Raw genomic sequence first — 18,147 nt, 5'->3', positions numbered from 1 at the left:
AACCATATTTTTTCCGTCACGATGATCTTCACAAGATCGCTTCGTGCTTAATTATTATTGTTCTTCTTTTGGCAAATAAACCGTCATTCGCGTGCCAAAATCTTGGTTGTCGACCATTTCAAGCTGCCCTTGATATCGGTCTGCCAGCTGCTTTATCAGATACAAACCCACACCACGATTTTGCTTCGCTTTGCTCGATACACCTTTTTCGGTGAGTGCTTTGGTCGCCAACTCTTTCGGCAAACCGCACCCTTTGTCTTCTACTTCTACGATAATTTCATTACCAAAATCACTGATTGAAACTTCAATAACCCGACGCGCTGGCGCAATTTGACCCTCTTGCTTAATCGCCGTCATGGTGGCGTCAAAGGCGTTATCAATCAGGTTGCCAAGAATGGTGACAACGTCATCCGCGTTTAACCAGCTAGGCAGAGCTTCAAGCCTTGATCCCTCTTCCACTTTAAGCTCTAACCCAATCTCTCGAGCTCGCTCTGTTTTGCCTAAAAGCATGCCTGCAATAAGAGGGTCTTTCACCGTCTCTCTTAAGAACTCAATTAAGCTCTGGTAATGAGCGGTTTCTTGACCAATCAATTGTTGAACAGAATCCAACTCGCCCATCTGAATCAAGCCACTAATAGTGTTAAGCTTGTTTTGATGCTCGTGGGTTTGTGAACGCAGTAGATCAGCATATTCTTTGGTTTGTGAGAGCTGGTCTGTTAAATCGTTGATTTCATCTCGTAATCGGAAACTCGATACCGCCCCGACCACCTCACCTGCCACTATAATCGGGCTTCGGTTAGCAATGATTCGCTTATTGTTTAAATACAACTCAACATCGTGGTCGGTGTCGCCGGTTGATAGCAGTTGTTCTAAATCACTGCCTAGCAATACATCAGAAAGGCGCTGTTGATTGAGTGCTTTATCCCTGTCTATCGATAAAATATCGCAGGCACTCTTATTAATTGAACGTAAAATGCCGTGCTTATCGATGCTCAGAATGCCCTCTTTCACGGTACTCATGGTTACATCTAGCTCAACATACAACCGGCCTATCTCTTCAGGCTCAAAGCCCAAAATAGCGCGTTGAAAACGGCGAGATACATAACTCGAAATCAAAGCGTTGACCGCAACCACCAGCAACGCCATCACAATCAAAAAGGCTAAGTAAGGTTCGATTCGATCTTGCAACGAATCCAATAAGTAACCAACTGACACCACACCAATAACGGTACCTTGGGTGTCTTTTACCGCGGATTTACCACGAACTGAAAAACCCAGCGATCCTTTGGCTGTCGACACATAAGACTCGCCCAATACCAATGCTTTTTGGTTATCGCCACCACGCATGGGTTTGCCGAGCCTGTCATCGTAAGGGTGAATCAGGCGGATACCTTTATCATCTCCAACAACGATAAACGCCGCGCCAATGAGCTGAGTAAGGTTACGAAATTTAACTTGGGTTTCTTCAGACAAAACGTAGGGAACGCCATTAGGGTCCAACGTTCCATTTTCTTGAATAATGCTGGTGACAAGCGGCGATTCAGATAGAAATTCAGCAACACCTAACGCTTTCAAACCCATCTCTTGTTCTTGAGATTGTTTGATGTAGTAAAAACCAGCAGCTGCAAGAATCAAAAGTTCAACGAGGCCAGTGACCGTCATGATAATCAGTAACCTTTTACGGAAACTGATACTGCTCCATTTCATATTCCACCGTCCCTAGTGTTAGACGATCAATGTTAACACCAAGTTAATCGCATGACCTTTCTAGGGGCGTGAATTTGTGACTGCTACTCAACTAAATAATTGAGCAGATTGTTAATTGATAATCCTTTACGTTGTTCATCTCGATTAATCGTTCATTTTTAGGACTGATTAGCTTAAAAACCAAAATAAACGAATAAATATTGAGCTAGATCACTAAGCTTTTAGGTGTTTTTTAGGTTGTTTAAAATAAATACAATTATAATGGTTGCATATGAAGAAGTTTATTGTTGCTAAGCCATAGGTCATGATTTTCAGACCGCGCTTTGAATCGAAACTTCGATTAACAAAATAGCAACAACCCTTCGCTCGCTGGACGTATCTATAACTAAAAGTTGCACGCTCGCCGTTACGAATGATGAACAAACGGATTAAGTATTCTCCCCTATTCATCCATCGCTATTTCAAACTCGGCTAGCCAGACAACGAAGAGGTGACTGATAAAAGCATCACCCAATAATAAAACATTGATGAGCAGGAAGTATCGATCAGTCAGTGGCAACGTCCAATAGAAACAGGATAACAAACATAACGTATAAACATTGTTGAAAAGGAAACAAGGCAATGAAACGCGATAACTTTGGAATTTGTCTTACTAAGACTATGCTGTTCAAACACTTACAATCGACTTTTACTCACGTAAGAGCCTATGAGAAAGATGGCACCTCCCCTCTCGATCTCAAGGTATTGTTAGCATTCCCGCAAATGTCAGGTAGAGATTTATTACAAACAATGCAAGGTTCAAGACAATTGGTATGGCGCGCCGATCACCATTGTCCTAGCTTTAAATAAGCCACTTCATTTTGTAAAAACACTTCTATACTGAACTTAAAGAGCATGCTTATGCGTGCTTTTTAAGTTTCATTTATCTTTGATATTCACGTCACTCAATCTTATTTACACTTGATTAACGAGTTATGAGAATTTCTATTCATATGAGACAATCTATTCAAGACAAATGACTATCGCCCTGTTAACATTAGAGTTAATACTCTAATTGGTATTTAATGCAGATGACCAAACCAAAATTCCGATACCTTGCGATCGCCAGTATGCTTCTCGGCACTATGGCTTCGCCAGGCTATGCAGCTCCGCTCACTTTTTCTGAAGCGTGGCAAATTCTCCAAGAGAACAACAACTCTCTTGCGGCTCAACAAGCCAACGTTGAACGTTATCAACACCTTCAGAACTCAACAAGTAGCCTCAATCTTCCTTCTATTACCTTAGGGGCTAACTACACGCACCTTGATAGTGATGTGACGATTAATGGTGAACAGTTTTCAGATAGCTTGAGTGGAGTAAACCCTGCTATATCCGCGATTTTGCGCCCTCTAGTTGGTGGCGTTACCTCAACGATTACCGAACAAGACATCTTTAGCTCTTCCATTCGTGCTGTGTGGCCTATCTTCACTGGTGGTCGAATAACCGCTGCGCAAAATGCGGCTGAAGGTAAAAGCGAAGAAGCGCAAAGCCAACTGTTGATGGAGAAACAAGCTCGCTACGAAGACTTAAGTAAGTATTACTTCTCGGTGATCTTAGCGGAAGACGTGGTGAGAACGCGTCAAGCCGTTGAAGCAGGCTTAACTCAGCATCGTGATTTCGCCATCAAGCTTGAACAGCAAGGACAAATCGCCCGAGTAGAACGCCTACAAGCCGATGCTTCTTTAGATAAAGCGATTGTAGAGCGCACGAAAGCTCAGAACGATCTTAAAATTGCGCAATTGGCGTTGACCCAGATCCTTGGTCAAAATGAAAGTGTAGAACCCTCTGAACAACTGTTTATCAATAAGAACCTGCCTCATATGGACGTGTTCATTGACCAGACACTCATGACCTACCCCGGCCTTAAGATTCTTGATGCAAAAGAGAAACAAGCAAGCAGCTTAATTAAAGCCGAGAAAGGTAAATACTACCCAGAGGTTTACCTTTATGGTGATTACAGCCTGTATGAAGATGACTCTCTAGCCAGTGAAATGAAACCCGATTGGTTGGTTGGCATTGGTGTGAATGTGCCACTGCTTGATACCTCTGGCCGTTCCGACAAAGTCGCTGCGGCTCACAGTGCCGTATCACAGGTTCAATTCCTTAAGTCACAAGCTAAGCAAGACTTAACCGTGTTGGTACAAAAGACTTACCTTGAAGCAAACCAAGCCATTGAAGAGGTTCAAGGCCTAAACTCGAGCTTGTCTTTAGCTCAGGAAAACCTATTACTTCGTAAAAAAGCCTTCACACAAGGGTTATCTAACTCATTAGAAGTGGTTGATGCCGAGCTTTATCTTGCGAGCATTAAAACCCAGCAATCTGCTGCTCGCTTCAAATACCTAATCTCTCTCAACAAGCTGTTAGCGCTAACCAGCGAAATGAATGCTTACTCCAGTTACTTAACCTCCTCTGTTCCGTCTGATTTCGACTCAAAAACAGACACCGTTAGCCAGTCAAAAGGATAATTCATGAAACCTATTAAGCCCCTTCTTCTATCTTTAGTTGGTATCGGCGTTATTGGCTGGGTCGGATACAGTTTCTATCAAGCTTATCAACCTCAGCCGGTTAAGCTTCAAGGTCAAATCGATGTGCAGCAATACAGCATCTCATCGAAAGTACCTGGCAGAATTGATGAAATATTCGTGCGCAAAGGCGATTCGGTTGAAAAAGGCGAATTGATCTTCTCTCTACTAAGCCCTGAGATTGATGCGAAGCTAGAGCAAGCAAAAGCTGGTCAGAAAGCCGCTGGTGCATTAGCACAAGAAGCAGAGAATGGCGCGCGTACTCAACAGATCCAAGCCGCTAAAGACCAGTGGTTAAAAGCCAAAGCAGCTGCCGACCTGATGGACAAAACCTACCAACGTGTAAACAACCTTTACAACGATGGTGTGGTTGCCGAACAGAAGCGTGATGAAGCCAAAACACAGTGGCAAGCGGCGAAGTACACCGAAAGCGCTGCGTTCCAAATGTATCAATTAGCGCAAGAAGGTGCTCGTGACGAAACCAAAGTGGCCGCCGCTCAAAAAGCGTTAATGGCAGCGGGTGCGGTAGCGGAAGTTGAAGCTTACGCAAAAGACACACAGATCCACAGTTGGTTTAATGGCGAAGTCTCTCAGGTTCTATTAAGCAGCGGTGAACTCGCACCACAAGGCTTCCCTGTTGTGACTGTTATCGACACCAAGGATGCTTGGGCCGTACTCAATGTGCGTGAAGATATGCTTAAGCATTTCGAGAAAGGCAGCCAGTTTGAGGCTTACCTACCGGCTCTGGATAAATCATTAACTTTCCAAGTAACTCACATCGCCGTAATGGGTGATTTCGCAACTTGGCGCTCAACAGACGCAGCACAAGGCTTTGACTTACGTACTTTTGAAGTAGAAGCGCACCCCGTCGATACGAGCGAAACACTGCGTATGGGCATGAGCCTAGTGGTTGAGCTTTAGGTGACTTATGTCTGCTAACTCTCAACATACTGGATCGCAATCTAGAGTCTCGCAATCAACTGAGCATCATAGAACGAAGAATACCTTGCTTAGGCAGTGGGCGATTGTCCGCAAAGACAAATGGTTGTTGTCTTGCCTAACTTGGATCCCTTTGCTGCTTGCTGCCAGTATCTGGCTGATTTTTTCGCAAGGGATCGCTCGTGACTTACCGGTTGCAGTTGTTGACCTTGAGCACAGTCAAATCTCGCAACAGTTCACACGCCTTGTTGATGCGTCACCAACGCTGCAAGTCACTCAGAAATACAGCTCTGCGAGTGATGCGGCGAAAGCGATGATCGAACGAGATATCTATGGTTATGTTGTGATACCAAGGCACTTCGACCGAGACCTTCTGCTCGGCTTGAATCCGCAAGTGTCTGTATTCTATAACAGCCAATTTATCTTAATCGGCAAGCTGGTGAACTCTGCGTTGCTGCAGGCTCAAGGGACTTTTAACGCGCAACTTGAAGTCGTGAAACAGCTGTCACACGGTGATACCACGGTGCTATCCGCATTAGGCCAAGCAGTAACAGTGCAAAGCCAAATCACGCCACTGTTCAACAAGAACACCAGTTATGCTCAGTTCTTGGTGTCTGCAGTTATTCCTGCACTGTGGCAGATCATGATTGTGGTGGGCACGATATTGGTTTTGACGGCAAACGTTAGAGCTCGCGGCCTTCATGCTTGGTTATCCAACGCCCCTATGAAGTCGCTCGCATCAACATTAACGCCCTACCTTGTCTTGTTTTTGATGTTTGGTATCGCGTTTAGCTATTGGTTCTATGTGCTCTTAGACTGGCCATTTAACGGCAACTTTGTGGCATTGACCATTGCCCAACTGCTTACCGTGATTAGTTGTATCATCATGGGTTGTTTGTTTTTCTTCTTAACACTTGATCCTGCAAGGGCGATGAGTTTCGCTGGCGCGTTTACGGCACCAAGTTTTGCGTTCATGGGTATTACCTTTCCAGTAACAGACATGAATACAGCTGCTCAAATTTGGAGAAGCTTATTGCCCGTGAGTCATTACATCGAAGTACAAACGGCGCAGTCTAGTTATGGTGTGAGCGCAGCACAGTCTTTGATCAGCCTCTCTTCTATGTTGTGGTACGCAGTTCCTGCTTTCGTGGTAATGTTGCTAATTAAGAAACACTTGGCGCAATCAACTCTAACTGCACAAGCAGATCCATCTACACAAGCAGGTCTATCAGCAAAAGCAGGTCTATCTGCAAAAACAACGCCGTCAACACCGCCAGAAGCATCAGCACAACAAGGAGTAAAACGATGAGCTTTACTCAACTGCTCAAGCAAGAACTCTTAGCGGTATTGCGCAACCCTGTCGTGCTTCTTACGGTATTTGGTGGTGTGGTGTTCTATTCCTTCTTGTATCCATTGCCTTACGCGAACCAAGTTCCTCAACAACTGAAAGCTTCGGTTGTGAACTTGGATAAGAGTCAAAGCAGCTATCAATTAGAGCGTATGGTGGATGCCACCTCTCAGATCGAATTGGTCCGTCGAGACTCCACCATCGCCGATGCGAAACAAGCCGTGCTTAACCAAGAGATTGGCGGATTCCTTGTCATTCCAGAAGATTTCTATAAAGACTTGTTGCTCGGTAAGAGCCCGACACTTTCTTACGCTGGTGATGCTTCTTACTTTTTGGTCTACGGAACCATTGTTGAAGGGCTTGCCAAGGCCGGTGGTACGTTAGCTGCGCAAGTTAAGGTCAGCCATTTGTTAGTCGAAGGTGTGCCTTTAGAATCGGCAGCCAAAGGCTACAGTGCATTCAGCTTGAACCTGAAACCAACGTTTAATAGTCGCATGGGATACATCGATTACGTAGTTCCAGCCGTCTTTGTGTTGATCCTGCAACAAACCTTAGCCATGGCTTCTGGTTTAGTGGGTGCAACCCAAAATGCTCAATCGACATTTGGCTACTGGAGTAAGACCTCTCCAGCGAAATTGATGCTTGCCCGCTGTTGTACCTTAGTCGGCATTTATTACCTGTTGTCGATGTACTATTTCGGCGCTAGCTTTTCGATGTATGGGATAAACCAGCTCGCCTCAACAACACAGATCTTAACCTTACTTCTGCCCTTCTTACTGGCCAGTTGTTTGATCGGGATTTTTATTGGTGAGTTAGTGCCACGAAGAGAACTCGTCACGGTAGTAGTGTTAATCAGTTCAATGCCACTGATCTTCTCTTCAGGTTTTATCTGGCCAGTTGAAATGATGCCCGAATGGTTAGTTCTATTATCACAGCTGTTCCCAAGCACACCGGCTATCCAAGGTTTCTTAGCACTTGATCAGATGGGTGCATCTTGGCAAGAGGTGGCATCTCAATGGACATTACTCTGGGGACAAGTTTTGCTGTGGGGTTCATTATTGGCACTTAAGCTCTACCACAAATCCAGTAAAGGCACAGTTGGCAATAGCAATAGTCATCGGGCCGTTTAGTTTTATGTTCTAGCGGAAAGTAGTCATGCTTTCCGCTCATCAAAAAGCTCTGATAAAGGGCTTTTTTAATATCCTCAGATCCGAACACACCTTTAGCCTTCGTATGTTTAAACACCTCGAAAACATATCGAATACTCGAACTCTCCTACGTTCCCTCTATGTCCCCCCTATGCCCCTACAGCCCATCACTCTGAATTCTCCTTCACCCGACTCTATAGCAGCTACTGCATATGCTTTTCTCAGCATAAAAAGCATCGACTTATTCCCAAATGATGACAAAACCCGAACAACTGTAAATTTATTGTAAAAATTTCTTTGTTGGCATTATTTTTATGTATAGGATTGTCAGTAGGACTTGGTAGTCCGAATACCATAGTCTTATTGGTGCACATACCAAAAGGATATCCATATAAAGCAAGATCAGTACTTATATTTATTTCGTTTTTCGACCTAGCTACAGCCGTTTATGTTGCCGTCGAATGAAGTAGATATACCGCTGAAATATACAAATCAAATAGAAAACAAACACAACAGCAACAAACATAATTTATTAAAAAGACAGGGAAAACCATGAAAAACATACGTGAATTATTTTTTGGGTTTATATTATTGTTTAGTTCCAGTGCATTTGCAGAAGAAGGATCATTTAACCAAGCTATCAGCAACTTAAGTCAAAGTGTTGATGGTTTTTTCAACGAATACACAGGTTGGTTCGTTGGGCTGATATTTAAAAGTGTACCGATTGGTGAAGCTAACTTCCCAGTGATTGTTGGCTGGCTGTTGCTCGCTGCGATCATCTTCACTGTTTATTTTGGCTTTGTTCAATTTAAACGTGTCGGCATGGCGATAGACATTATCAAAGGTAAGTATACCGATCCTAACTCTAAAGAGGACGGCGAGGTTTCTCACTTTCAAGCGTTAACAACGGCGCTTTCTGGTACTGTCGGGCTTGGTAACATTGCCGGTGTAGGTGCTGCACTTGCGATTGGTGGTCCTGGCGCGACATTCTGGATGATCTTGTGTGGCCTTCTGGGTATGGCTTCTAAGTTCTGTGAGTGTACTTTAGGTGTGAAATACCGAACTATCCTACCTTCAGGTGTTGTTTCGGGCGGTCCAATGTACTACCTAAGCCAAGGTCTGGGTGAAAGAGGTTTAGGCGGACTAGGTAAAGTGCTCGCTATTGGTTTCGCATTAATGTGTATTTTAGGCGCATTAGGCGGCGGTAACATGTTCCAAGCTAACCAAGCACACGCCATGTTAACTTACGCATTTGATGTACCAAGTGAATACGGTGTGATCACTGGCCTTGTACTTGCCTCTTTAGTTTTCTCTGTGATTGTTGGTGGTATGCCTTCTATCGCATCGGTAACAGAAAAAGTTGTTCCTTGGATGGCTGCTCTGTATATCGGTATGGCTCTGATTGTTATCGGTTCTAACCTTGATCAAGTTGGCCCTGCGTTCAGCGCAATCTTTACAGGTGCATTTACTGGTGAAGGTGTTGTTGGTGGATTTATTGGTGCGCTAATTCAAGGCTTGAAACGTGCAACATTCTCGAACGAAGCAGGTGTAGGTTCAGCAGCTATCGCTCACTCAGCGGTTAAAACAAAAGAACCAATCACCGAAGGTCTAGTATCACTATTAGAACCGTTCGTTGATACGGTAATCATTTGTACAATGACCGCATTGGTTATCACTATCGCTGGTTTAAACGTAGGTCCATTCGATGGCTCTGGTTTAACGGGTGTAACGCTGACTGCTGCATCGTTTACTGAAACGGCAGAAGTATTCAAATACACACTCGCTCTCGCAGTAATCATGTTTGCGTTTTCTACCATGATCTCTTGGTCGTACTACGGTCTTAAAGCTTGGACTTACCTATTTGGTGAAGGCAAAACAACGGAGCTGATTTTCAAAGTGATGTTCTGTGTGTTTGTTGTTATTGGTGCCACGATTCAATTTGGTGCGGTAATCGACTTCTCTGATGCGGCTATCTTTGCGATGTCTATCTTCAACATTCTTGGTCTGTACTTCTTGATGCCAGTTGTGAAGAAAGAACTGCAATCGTTTGTTGCTCGTGTGAAATCAGGCGAAATCAAAACGTATGAGAAATAACGTTTAGTGGAATGAGGTTTTGCTCTAGTAGCTAACTGCATTCTAAGAAACGAAACTGTTCTAAAAATTTTTGTAAGACCCTTTGCTTGAGAAAGCGAGAACAGGACTGCAACTTATCCAAAATCCCTACCAGCTTGGCTTGTGGGGATTTTTTATGTCTGAACGATTAGGCGAATAACTACCTTCAATGCCCTGCTCACTCTTTTCACCCTTTTCACTCTGTTCATCATCGTGTTCAACATCGACACGACGAACCAACTCTTCTACTTTGATCATCTCTTTTTGCGCTAATGGCGAGCGACAATCATCGAAACAATAAGCTATGGTGCAGTTCTCACAAAGATACTCTGGCATCACTCCATCCCTTGTCGTCAAAGCAGCCAAATGCGAGCTAGCAATCGACTGCGTGTTCATCCTGAACAACACTATTATGCAGCGACTCTGAGCTGAAAATATGTATGCAAAGTCATTTAATAGACAACAAGTAACATATCATTGTGGATATACGTAACTATTCACAAATATCTAAGCAAACAATGAAAACACGCAAATAATCAATAATGAGAAAGCACCGGATCTATGCTCTCGACAAACGCAAAACGCCCACATCACGTGTGTGATGTGGGCGTTTCAATATTTAATGCAAAACTAACGTTAGGTTGGTAAAGCCTTCGGCTTATAAACCCATCTCTTCAGTGAGCGTTTTGATCTGCTTGAGATCCATGGTGTGGACTTCAATCATTTGTCTGATATCGCTCAGTCGAGAGTTAGCGTTATCTTGCTTCTCACACGCGTCAGATTTCGCATCCCATGATGTGCCATCTAAGTAAACATCACACGCTTTCTTAAGAGAACCAAGATTCTGCTCGAGTTGATCTCTTTCTTTCTCAAGTTTTTCAAGTTCTTGAGAAATCTGTAATTCTTTTCGGAAAACTTCACGCGCACGCTCAAACAAAGTCGATTGCATGTCAGCCTGACGATTAAGTTTCTGGTTGTCTTGCTGAGTTTGCTCTAACGTTTGCTTCTGTTCATTTAGCTGTTGCTCTAACGAGTAGTTCGCCTTCTCTAAAACCGAAGACTGCTTCGCTAATTCCTGGAGCTCTTTTTGATGCTCTTCCGTTTGTTTCACTAGAGCGGCTTCTACTTTCGCATCGATTTCGGTATCAACTTTTGCCACTTTAGTTTCAACGGATGTCATCAACTGTGCTCTGCTGTCATGCAGTTCTTGATAACGAGTTTCGAGTACCTGATAAGTGGACTCCCACTTAGAAGCCGTAACTGTAGAACCAATTAAGCCACCCAGTGCTAAACCTATAACCGCAGCAATGCCGATATAGAGCTGACTGCGTTTATCGCGTTCTTCTATAACAACCACTTCATCTTGTTCGCTTTGTCCAGATTGCTGGTTCACTAGCGGGTACTCCCAAAAATTTATTTAACGTTACGCGGTCACTGACACGAATGCCAATACTGATTGTGAAGGCTCAGTTAAACCTATCGCTCAAGCCAGAAGCACTTAAGCTTTACTAACACATTCATCCCACCTGTTTACAGGCAGGCTTAACGAGTTAACTCCGAAATCATCAAGCTGGCAGTATACAAAAGGAAACTGCTAACGATAACTATCACTACCCATTTTTGCAGTTTTTCGTTTGTCCGGTAACGAAATAGTACAAATGCCAAAGCCAATAAAAAAACAATCGCTATTAGTCGAGTCATAACTCCTCCTTGTTTCTCTATTTTATACCATTTAAATAAGTAAGTTACGTCAGAGGCTCGTTGTTTGATCATTTAGTTGAACAACATTTGTGCAAACAGATATTTTGTAGCTGACATCACATTTTATATGATCTAGGATACGCCTACAGATTACCTAATTATTTAGGTAATTGTTCCGATGAAGACTGCAGGAGAGTGGTTTTTAACTAAACATTAACATTTAGTTAGATTGACCCGCCGAAGAAGTAAATCTTTCAGGTGCTTTATGCTGGAGAAATCCAGAAAAGTGAGGACTGTCGTTGGAGGAACCTCTGGAGAGAACCGTTAGATCGGTCGCCGAAGGAGCAAGCTTAGTGCCCGTTACTTATCTATAAGTGATTCGCTAAGTGAAACTCTCAGGCAAAAGGACAGAGGAGTGGAAAGCAACAGCCTTAATTAACACAAGAATTCTATCTAGAAATCCGTATGTATTAAGTAGTGCCCCCGATCCCTGAGATCTGCACTGCCTTCCCTCTTCTCCTTAAATTTTTAATTTATTAAGGGGAATCTATGAACCACCTACAAGCTACACTACAAACCATCAACCAATTCGTTTGGGGACCACCACTGCTTATTCTGCTAGTGGGTACAGGTATCTACTTTACTTTTCGCTTAGGCTTACTCCAGTTTAGACACCTCCCAACTGCACTGAAAATGGTGTTCAGCAAAGACAAATCTGGTACGGGTGACGTATCGAGTTTCGCCGCTTTGTGTACTGCACTTTCAGCAACCATTGGTACAGGTAACATCGTGGGTGTAGCGACCGCAATCAAGATTGGTGGCCCTGGTGCCCTATTCTGGATGTGGCTTGCCGCTGTATTTGGTATGGCGACCAAATACGCAGAATGTCTACTTGCCGTTAAATACCGCAGAACCGATAGCAATGGCGAAATGGTTGGCGGCCCAATGTACTACCTGCAATACGGTGTCGGCTCACGAATCTTGGCGGTCATGTTCGCTGTCTTCGCGCTCGGTGTTGCTTGCTTCGGTATCGGTACCTTCCCACAAGTCAACGCTATCTTAGACGCAACTCAAATCTCATTTGGTGCTTCTCGTGAGATGTCAGCGGTTGTTCTCACGATATTAGTGGCGGTGGTAACCCTTGGTGGTATCCAATCTATCGCTAAAGTAGCAGGTAAAGTTGTTCCTACTATGGCGGTGATGTACGTCGGCGCGTGTTTAAGCGTTCTCATTTCGAATGCAGACCAACTACTGAATGCCATTACCCTTGTTGTAACTTCTGCGTTTACCAACACAGCAGCAACCGGTGGTTTCTTTGGTGCGAGCATCATGCTTGCTATCCAATCCGGTATCGCTCGTGGTGTGTTCTCGAACGAATCTGGCCTAGGTAGTGCACCAATGGCTGCAGCAGCGGCTAAAACAGACTCATGTGTGAAACAAGGACTTGTCTCTATGACAGGTACCTTCTTTGACACCATCATCATCTGTACGATGACAGGCTTGGCGCTTATCTTAACGGGTGCTTGGCAGACGGATCTTTCAGGCGCTGCGATGACCACTCACGCATTCGCTGTTGGTCTGAATGCAGATACCCTTGGCCCTATGTTGGTTTCTGTTGGCTTAATCTTCTTTGCGTTTACAACAATTTTAGGTTGGAACTACTACGGTGAGCGCTGTGTTGTGTTCTTGCTAGGTACCAAAGCTGTATTGCCTTACAAGATCATCTTCATTGCGTTGGTGGCTTCTGGTGCATTCTTAAAGCTCGACATGATCTGGATAATGGCTGATATCGTGAACGGCCTAATGGCAATTCCGAACCTAATCGGGCTTATCTTGCTGCGCCACGTTGTTATCGAAGAAACCAAGCTATTCTTCAAACCGTTGACGTCTTCAAATGATTGTGAAGCAGTTAAAGCGTAAACTGAAGTGATTGAATACCAAGCCCGCATTCAACTGCGGGCTTTTTTATTTTCATCACATAGCGAAACGTCTTAAATTATTATGCAGCACATATGCCCTTATAAATAACAAGAATATTAAATCGACCACTATGCGATTTAATAAAGAAGATAGAAGACTACTAAAAAGAACACTAATAAAACCAACACTTAATTAGATATTACTTATATTTAACAGATTGTGCGTAGGTGTCAGGCGTTTTGTAACAAACATATTAAATTTCTTTTCGTTTCAACGACACAAAAAACCAGAAGAATAAAACATGTGACTTTAATTCATATATTAGTCAGTTTATAGTCATCTACATTGTAGAGAGAATTATAATAAAAATAAAACGTTGGCTATATGATCAGATTCGACCCGATTAAAAACCGTATTTATAACGATGAACGTTCTATTAAAGTAGGATACCGTGAAACTCGGGTCCTGGAGTTATTACATAAAAACTCACCCGATATTGTTAACAAACAAGATATTATTAGCTTCGCTTGGGGAAACGAGTTCATAGGGGATACGTCACTAGCGAAAAGTATAAGTTTACTGCGCCAAGGGTTCGTTAGATTAGGCATCAAAGAAACCCCAATCGTCACCGTTCCTAAGGTGGGCTATCGCCTTATCGATGAGTGCGTGGTAATCGACTCGCCCGTCAATAATGCAGCCACAACTCCCCTTGCTGCTGCGAGCAACCTAATACCTGTAGGCAATAATGGTATTGCTATCGGTGCAGCTGTTGCAGTCGAACCTAAGCCTAACCCTAAACAAAGTTCGTCGGCTTACTTTCCCACTGCTGAAAACCGAAACAAGTTGTGCTGCTTCACCACTGGCTGCTTACTGTTGGCATCAGCGTTATTGGCTTTTGCTAAGGTTAATGAGAGAAACCTCAGCGATATCAACCCCGTTAACCGGCTCAGCGAGCAATGGATAGGTCAAATACAAGTTTTCCAAGCCCCTGAAATGGCGATGACGCCAGAGCTAGAAAGCATTCTCTATCAGTATCAATGTGATTGCGTGGCGTACATTAGCGAAGAAGCGGAATATTCTGAGCTCTCTATTCTGAACAAAGCCACACGCCAGTCCGTCAACATCTTTTACACGCCAACCCAACTAGATCAAGCCAGTACCGAACTGGCCCTATTCCTAGAAAGAGGTCAATTATGATGCCAATCGTTGCGCTCATTTCTGCATTCGTTTTATTGGTTGGCATATGGAGTATCCCTTCGCCCCAACCAAAAGAAGAGCATCGCTACCAACATAGCGTGGTGGACCTGATAGTGAATGACAATGTATTACGTACCGACGGATTAACGAAAATAAGTAACAACAAGGTGCTGCACCTGATGTCCGTTCAAGACGACAACATGCCCGACCCACTTGTTCTGCGATTCAGAGGAACAGCCCGTCCTTCTCAATCACTTTTCTTTTCTATTTCTGGCACCATTGACTTAGTCTCTGTGCAAAAAATAAATAAAACAATGAATGACAGCCGATTGGCGCCTTACCTGTTAATCAACAATGACCCATTAACGGTAAAGATTGATATCTTAAGTTCGAATGATTTATTTGCCATCATTAAAACGTGTAATACAGGCCGAACGCAACTTCTGGCCAAACGATAATTAGAGATAGTTTAACCACTAGCAACAAGTGCCCTATTATCAAGTAGCAAGCTTTTCCGATATTACACATAAAAAACGGATGGTTATTTTCATTATTTTATCAGTAATACAATTATTACAGTCTTCCTTACTTTAAGTGTTTGCATTTTAAAACCGATAGCAAAGCAAAATATTCAAGTTAGATTTTTACTCTTTGTCACTCACTACCTGCCCACCTTAAAACTACGAGTATTGTGAATGGTTATACCTGTTCTTCTAATTAACCATTCATACAAAAGCCAAAAATAACGTCAAATAATTTTGACGTCTAAGCCCGAATAATGGGCCTTCATTTTTCTAAAAACGGTTTGAGCCCCATCAAACAATTTACGTTCAGTTGCATACTCTTTCACCGTAAAAACACAAATGACAATACAAGCTATTGAATTAACTGGGTAATTTAATTCAACCCTTTTCAGTATCTATCTATTTATCAACATGAAAAAGTGAACTTGTCTTGTTAACTGCACGGCACACAAAACATTATCAAAATAGAAAAATTACAAATGAGGGAATTGTTAATGATCACAGTAAACAGAAGTCTCTTAGCAACCGCAGTGTTGTCTGTTCTATCAACCGGTGTAAATGCGAAGATTTACCCAGACCAAATAGTGTTTGACCAACTTGGTGAAGATGTCTATCGCTCTGGTTATCGTCCTATAGACCGTTATGAAGCAGAAGAGCAGAAGAGTACTTTGGTCGCTCGCATGGGCACTTGGCAGATCACCGGGTTAAAAGGAAACTGGGTAATCATGGGGCCGGGTTATCATGGCGAAATTAAGCAATCAAGCAGTGGGTCAACGTTCTGTTACCCAAACAACGACCAATCTGAAATCCCTAACTATTCCGCCAAATCGGTTCAGGAAGGCAGCGAAATCGATGTTCAGTATGAATTAGTGAACAACCGTAACGACTTTGTACGCCCATTAAGCTACTTAGCCCACAACCTAGGTTACGCTTGGGTTGGCGGTAATAACAGTCAGTACGTGGGCGAAGACATGACGATAAAGCGCTCTGGCAACAGTTGGGTAATACAAGGAAATAACAATGGCTCTTGTAGCGGCTATCGCTGTGATGAAAAAACCAAAATCACCGTCGACAATTTTGCCTACACCGTTAACGACGACAACTTTTGGCATGGTGATGTTGTCGAGTCGGATCGTGAACTAGTGAAAACGGTTTACGCGACGGCAAGAAACAACAGCAACATCGCGCAACAAGTGGTGGTAGACCTAAAAGTAGACGAATCAACAAACTGGTCGAAAACGAACAGCTACGGATTCTCACAGAGCGTTCAAACAGAGAACACCTTCAAGTGGCCTTTGGTTGGCGAAACTAAGCTCACCGTTAAGTTCGAGGCTAACCAAAGCTTCGCTGAAACAAATGGCAACTCCACTAGCGAACAAGTAACACTTCAAGCTCGTCCTATGGTTCCTGCGAATTCGGAGCTACCGATTCGAGTTGAGCTGTATCGTTCAAGCATCTCTTACCCATACCGATTCAACGCAGATATTAGTTACGATGTTGAATTCAACGGCTTCCTTCGTTGGGGTGGCAACGCATGGCATACCCATCCAGATAACCGTCCATACAAGGCTCATACCTTCACCATGGGCCGTGGCAGCAGTGAATCTGCCGACATTCGCTACCAATGGGATCACCGTTACATCCCAGGTGAAACTAAATGGTGGGATTGGGGCTGGGCGATTAAAGAAGCTGGCTTATCAAGCATGCAATACGCGACTGGCGGAAGCTTACGCCCCTTCCACTCTTACGTGTCTGGAGATTTCTACGCTGAATCTCAATTTGCAGGTACTATCGAAATTGGCCAAGCGACACCAATCACTAACAATCTACGCAGCAAAAGAAGCGTTGATTCGGCTAATGAAACCAGTGAACGCATTGGCGACATCGAAGTTACCACCAACTTCAATGCTGATGAGTTGAGTGACTTAGGTTTCGAAGGTGCAGAGATGAACATTAGCGTCGTTGAATAACTGCGCTGTTGAATAAGATCGGTACAAAGATCTACCAGTAATAAAGCACAAAGCCCACGTCGTGGGCTTTCATATATTCATGTTCAACTGGAAACGGTAAACTACACAGGCTCTTCCATCAGAAGCTTAACACCCAGCCCAACCAGCACCATGCCCGTCACGCCTTCCATCCACTTCATAAAACTCGCGTTTTTGAGCAAGTTTTTAGCGGAATTAAGAGCGCCAGCCAAACCACATTGCCATACCATCGCAATCATAAAGTGTACCGAAGCCATCAACATAGATTGTAATAAAGGCGAACCTTCAGGGTTTACAAATTGAGGTAAAAAGGCCAGATAGAAAACTGCTGTTTTTGGGTTAAGAACGTTAGACAGAAAGCCTTCACGCAAAGAACGCTTTGCACTGTATGCCTGCTGAGCTTGTTCTCCGACCTTCAAACCGCCACCGTTTTTCATCAATGCTCGCAAACTGCTTAAGCCAAGCCAGATGAGGTAAACCGCACCTACCATCTTAACGGCTTGAAAGAGTTCAGCGGATTGGGCGAGGATTGCAGATATACCCACAGCAGAGAAAAACGCGTGTACATACAAGCCGCTACAAATACCAAAGCTCGTCATACAACCGTCAGCTAAGCCAGAGCGGCTAGTATTGCGAATCACCAAAGCCGTATCTAAGCCCGGCGTTAGCGTTAAAATAGTGATGGCAATTAGAAATGCCTCAAAGTTCAAAATATCCATATCATTGTCATTTTTGTTCAGCGATCTATCATCAATACCGTGTATCTGAACAATTCGCAAGCAACAATTGCCACCAGCTATACAACTCACTGATTTTGTGCACAATAGAACAGTTTGATTTGTTAAGAAATAGTAAATTCAAGGCATCGTACCGCCTCATGCTTTTCTCGCTATATCTTCGACTGCGAAGGTCGGCGTCATTAAAAAGCAAAGCCATAATCAAAGTACACGAGATGAACCTTAACGCTGACGCAGCCCTAAGGATCATTTAAAGAAACCAAAT

The 18,147-nt window shown here is 43.5% G+C and carries 14 protein-coding genes and 1 riboswitch; of the genes, 10 read left to right on the top strand and 4 right to left on the bottom strand.

Translation table 11 applies throughout. The annotated features are described in order from the left end of the window. Positions 1-54: 54 nt before the first annotated feature. The gene (locus AB4583_RS03640) at positions 55-1,662 is read right to left on the bottom strand and encodes an ATP-binding protein (protein WP_372116485.1); all 1,608 of its coding nucleotides are present in this window, start codon (positions 1,660-1,662) and stop codon (positions 55-57) included. A 666-nt stretch (positions 1,663-2,328) separates the two neighbouring features. On the opposite strand from AB4583_RS03640, the gene AB4583_RS03635 reads away from it, so the two are divergent. The 6 genes from AB4583_RS03635 (at position 2,329) to AB4583_RS03610 (ending at position 9,797) form a co-directional block, all read left to right on the top strand. After that, on the top strand, positions 2,329-2,556 hold the full coding sequence (locus AB4583_RS03635) for a hypothetical protein (RefSeq protein WP_009846577.1): 228 nt from the start codon (positions 2,329-2,331) through the stop codon (positions 2,554-2,556). A 215-nt stretch (positions 2,557-2,771) separates the two neighbouring features. Next, positions 2,772-4,211, top strand: a complete 1,440-nt coding sequence (locus tag AB4583_RS03630) for a TolC family protein (protein ID WP_017063805.1) — start codon at positions 2,772-2,774, stop codon at positions 4,209-4,211. Positions 4,212-4,214: 3 nt separating this feature from the next. Then, positions 4,215-5,189: an HlyD family secretion protein gene (locus AB4583_RS03625; RefSeq protein WP_017070946.1), complete on the top strand. Its 975-nt coding sequence runs from the start codon at positions 4,215-4,217 to the stop codon at positions 5,187-5,189. 7 nt (positions 5,190-5,196) lie between these two features. Further along, on the top strand, positions 5,197-6,516 hold the full coding sequence (locus tag AB4583_RS03620; protein WP_372116469.1) for an ABC transporter permease: 1,320 nt from the start codon (positions 5,197-5,199) through the stop codon (positions 6,514-6,516). Beyond that, entirely contained in the window at positions 6,513-7,685 is a 1,173-nt protein-coding gene (locus AB4583_RS03615; protein WP_372051453.1) for an ABC transporter permease, read from the top strand. Before AB4583_RS03620 ends, AB4583_RS03615 begins: the two co-directional genes overlap by 4 nt. Before the next feature lie 570 nt (positions 7,686-8,255). Continuing rightward, entirely contained in the window at positions 8,256-9,797 is a 1,542-nt protein-coding gene (locus AB4583_RS03610; protein WP_017059723.1) for a sodium:alanine symporter family protein, read from the top strand. 126 nt (positions 9,798-9,923) lie between these two features. Here the strand turns inward: AB4583_RS03610 and AB4583_RS03605 are convergent, their stop codons facing one another. Together AB4583_RS03605 and AB4583_RS03600 are read right to left on the bottom strand one after the other, a co-directional pair. Next, positions 9,924-10,151 (bottom strand): hypothetical protein, encoded by a 228-nt coding sequence (locus tag AB4583_RS03605; protein WP_065584878.1) that lies wholly within the window; start codon positions 10,149-10,151, stop codon positions 9,924-9,926. A 322-nt stretch (positions 10,152-10,473) separates the two neighbouring features. Continuing rightward, entirely contained in the window at positions 10,474-11,208 is a 735-nt protein-coding gene (locus AB4583_RS03600; RefSeq protein ID WP_017059725.1) for a chromosome segregation ATPase, read from the bottom strand. A gap of 609 nt (positions 11,209-11,817) precedes the next feature. Next, a riboswitch (glycine riboswitch) is annotated at positions 11,818-11,937 on the top strand. Between the two features lie 128 nt (positions 11,938-12,065). Between AB4583_RS03600 and AB4583_RS03595 the strand changes: the two genes are divergently transcribed. From AB4583_RS03595 to AB4583_RS03580, 4 genes are all read left to right on the top strand, one after another. Further along, positions 12,066-13,436: an alanine/glycine:cation symporter family protein gene (locus AB4583_RS03595; protein WP_372116466.1), complete on the top strand. Its 1,371-nt coding sequence runs from the start codon at positions 12,066-12,068 to the stop codon at positions 13,434-13,436. A gap of 384 nt (positions 13,437-13,820) precedes the next feature. Then, positions 13,821-14,633 (top strand): transcriptional regulator, encoded by an 813-nt coding sequence (locus AB4583_RS03590; RefSeq protein WP_372116464.1) that lies wholly within the window; start codon positions 13,821-13,823, stop codon positions 14,631-14,633. Beyond that, entirely contained in the window at positions 14,630-15,091 is a 462-nt protein-coding gene (locus AB4583_RS03585) for a hypothetical protein (protein ID WP_017059728.1), read from the top strand. The genes AB4583_RS03590 and AB4583_RS03585 overlap by 4 nt, the downstream gene beginning before the upstream one ends. A gap of 560 nt (positions 15,092-15,651) precedes the next feature. Next, positions 15,652-17,127, top strand: coding sequence for an aerolysin family beta-barrel pore-forming toxin (locus AB4583_RS03580; RefSeq protein ID WP_372116463.1), 1,476 nt, complete (start codon positions 15,652-15,654; stop codon positions 17,125-17,127). A gap of 101 nt (positions 17,128-17,228) precedes the next feature. Here the strand turns inward: AB4583_RS03580 and AB4583_RS03575 are convergent, their stop codons facing one another. Beyond that, positions 17,229-17,864, bottom strand: coding sequence for a LysE family translocator (locus AB4583_RS03575; protein ID WP_017058961.1), 636 nt, complete (start codon positions 17,862-17,864; stop codon positions 17,229-17,231). Positions 17,865-18,147: the final 283 nt, after the last annotated feature.

Origin of the sequence: Vibrio sp. 10N.222.49.C12, assembly GCF_041475025.1 — a bacterium.
In the GTDB taxonomy this organism is placed as follows: Bacteria; Pseudomonadota; Gammaproteobacteria; order Enterobacterales; family Vibrionaceae; genus Vibrio; species Vibrio crassostreae_C.
Note: the sequence above shows the minus strand (reverse complement) of the source record. Positions and strands in the feature narration are given on the sequence as shown.

What these genes read in the sequence shown, in the direction of transcription:
- AB4583_RS03590 (WP_372116464.1), top strand. Translation starts at nt 13,821, where the DNA reads ATGATCAGATTCGACCCGATTAAAAACCGTATTTATAACGATGAACGT.
- AB4583_RS03630 (WP_017063805.1), top strand. Translation starts at nt 2,772, where the DNA reads ATGCAGATGACCAAACCAAAATTCCGATACCTTGCGATCGCCAGTATG.
- AB4583_RS03610 (WP_017059723.1), top strand. Translation starts at nt 8,256, where the DNA reads ATGAAAAACATACGTGAATTATTTTTTGGGTTTATATTATTGTTTAGT.
- AB4583_RS03615 (WP_372051453.1), top strand. Translation starts at nt 6,513, where the DNA reads ATGAGCTTTACTCAACTGCTCAAGCAAGAACTCTTAGCGGTATTGCGC.
- AB4583_RS03620 (WP_372116469.1), top strand. Translation starts at nt 5,197, where the DNA reads ATGTCTGCTAACTCTCAACATACTGGATCGCAATCTAGAGTCTCGCAA.
- AB4583_RS03595 (WP_372116466.1), top strand. Translation starts at nt 12,066, where the DNA reads ATGAACCACCTACAAGCTACACTACAAACCATCAACCAATTCGTTTGG.
- AB4583_RS03625 (WP_017070946.1), top strand. Translation starts at nt 4,215, where the DNA reads ATGAAACCTATTAAGCCCCTTCTTCTATCTTTAGTTGGTATCGGCGTT.
- AB4583_RS03605 (WP_065584878.1), bottom strand. Translation starts at nt 10,151, where the DNA reads ATGCCAGAGTATCTTTGTGAGAACTGCACCATAGCTTATTGTTTCGAT.
- AB4583_RS03575 (WP_017058961.1), bottom strand. Translation starts at nt 17,864, where the DNA reads ATGGATATTTTGAACTTTGAGGCATTTCTAATTGCCATCACTATTTTA.
- AB4583_RS03640 (WP_372116485.1), bottom strand. Translation starts at nt 1,662, where the DNA reads ATGACGGTCACTGGCCTCGTTGAACTTTTGATTCTTGCAGCTGCTGGT.
- AB4583_RS03580 (WP_372116463.1), top strand. Translation starts at nt 15,652, where the DNA reads ATGATCACAGTAAACAGAAGTCTCTTAGCAACCGCAGTGTTGTCTGTT.
- AB4583_RS03635 (WP_009846577.1), top strand. Translation starts at nt 2,329, where the DNA reads ATGAAACGCGATAACTTTGGAATTTGTCTTACTAAGACTATGCTGTTC.
- AB4583_RS03585 (WP_017059728.1), top strand. Translation starts at nt 14,630, where the DNA reads ATGATGCCAATCGTTGCGCTCATTTCTGCATTCGTTTTATTGGTTGGC.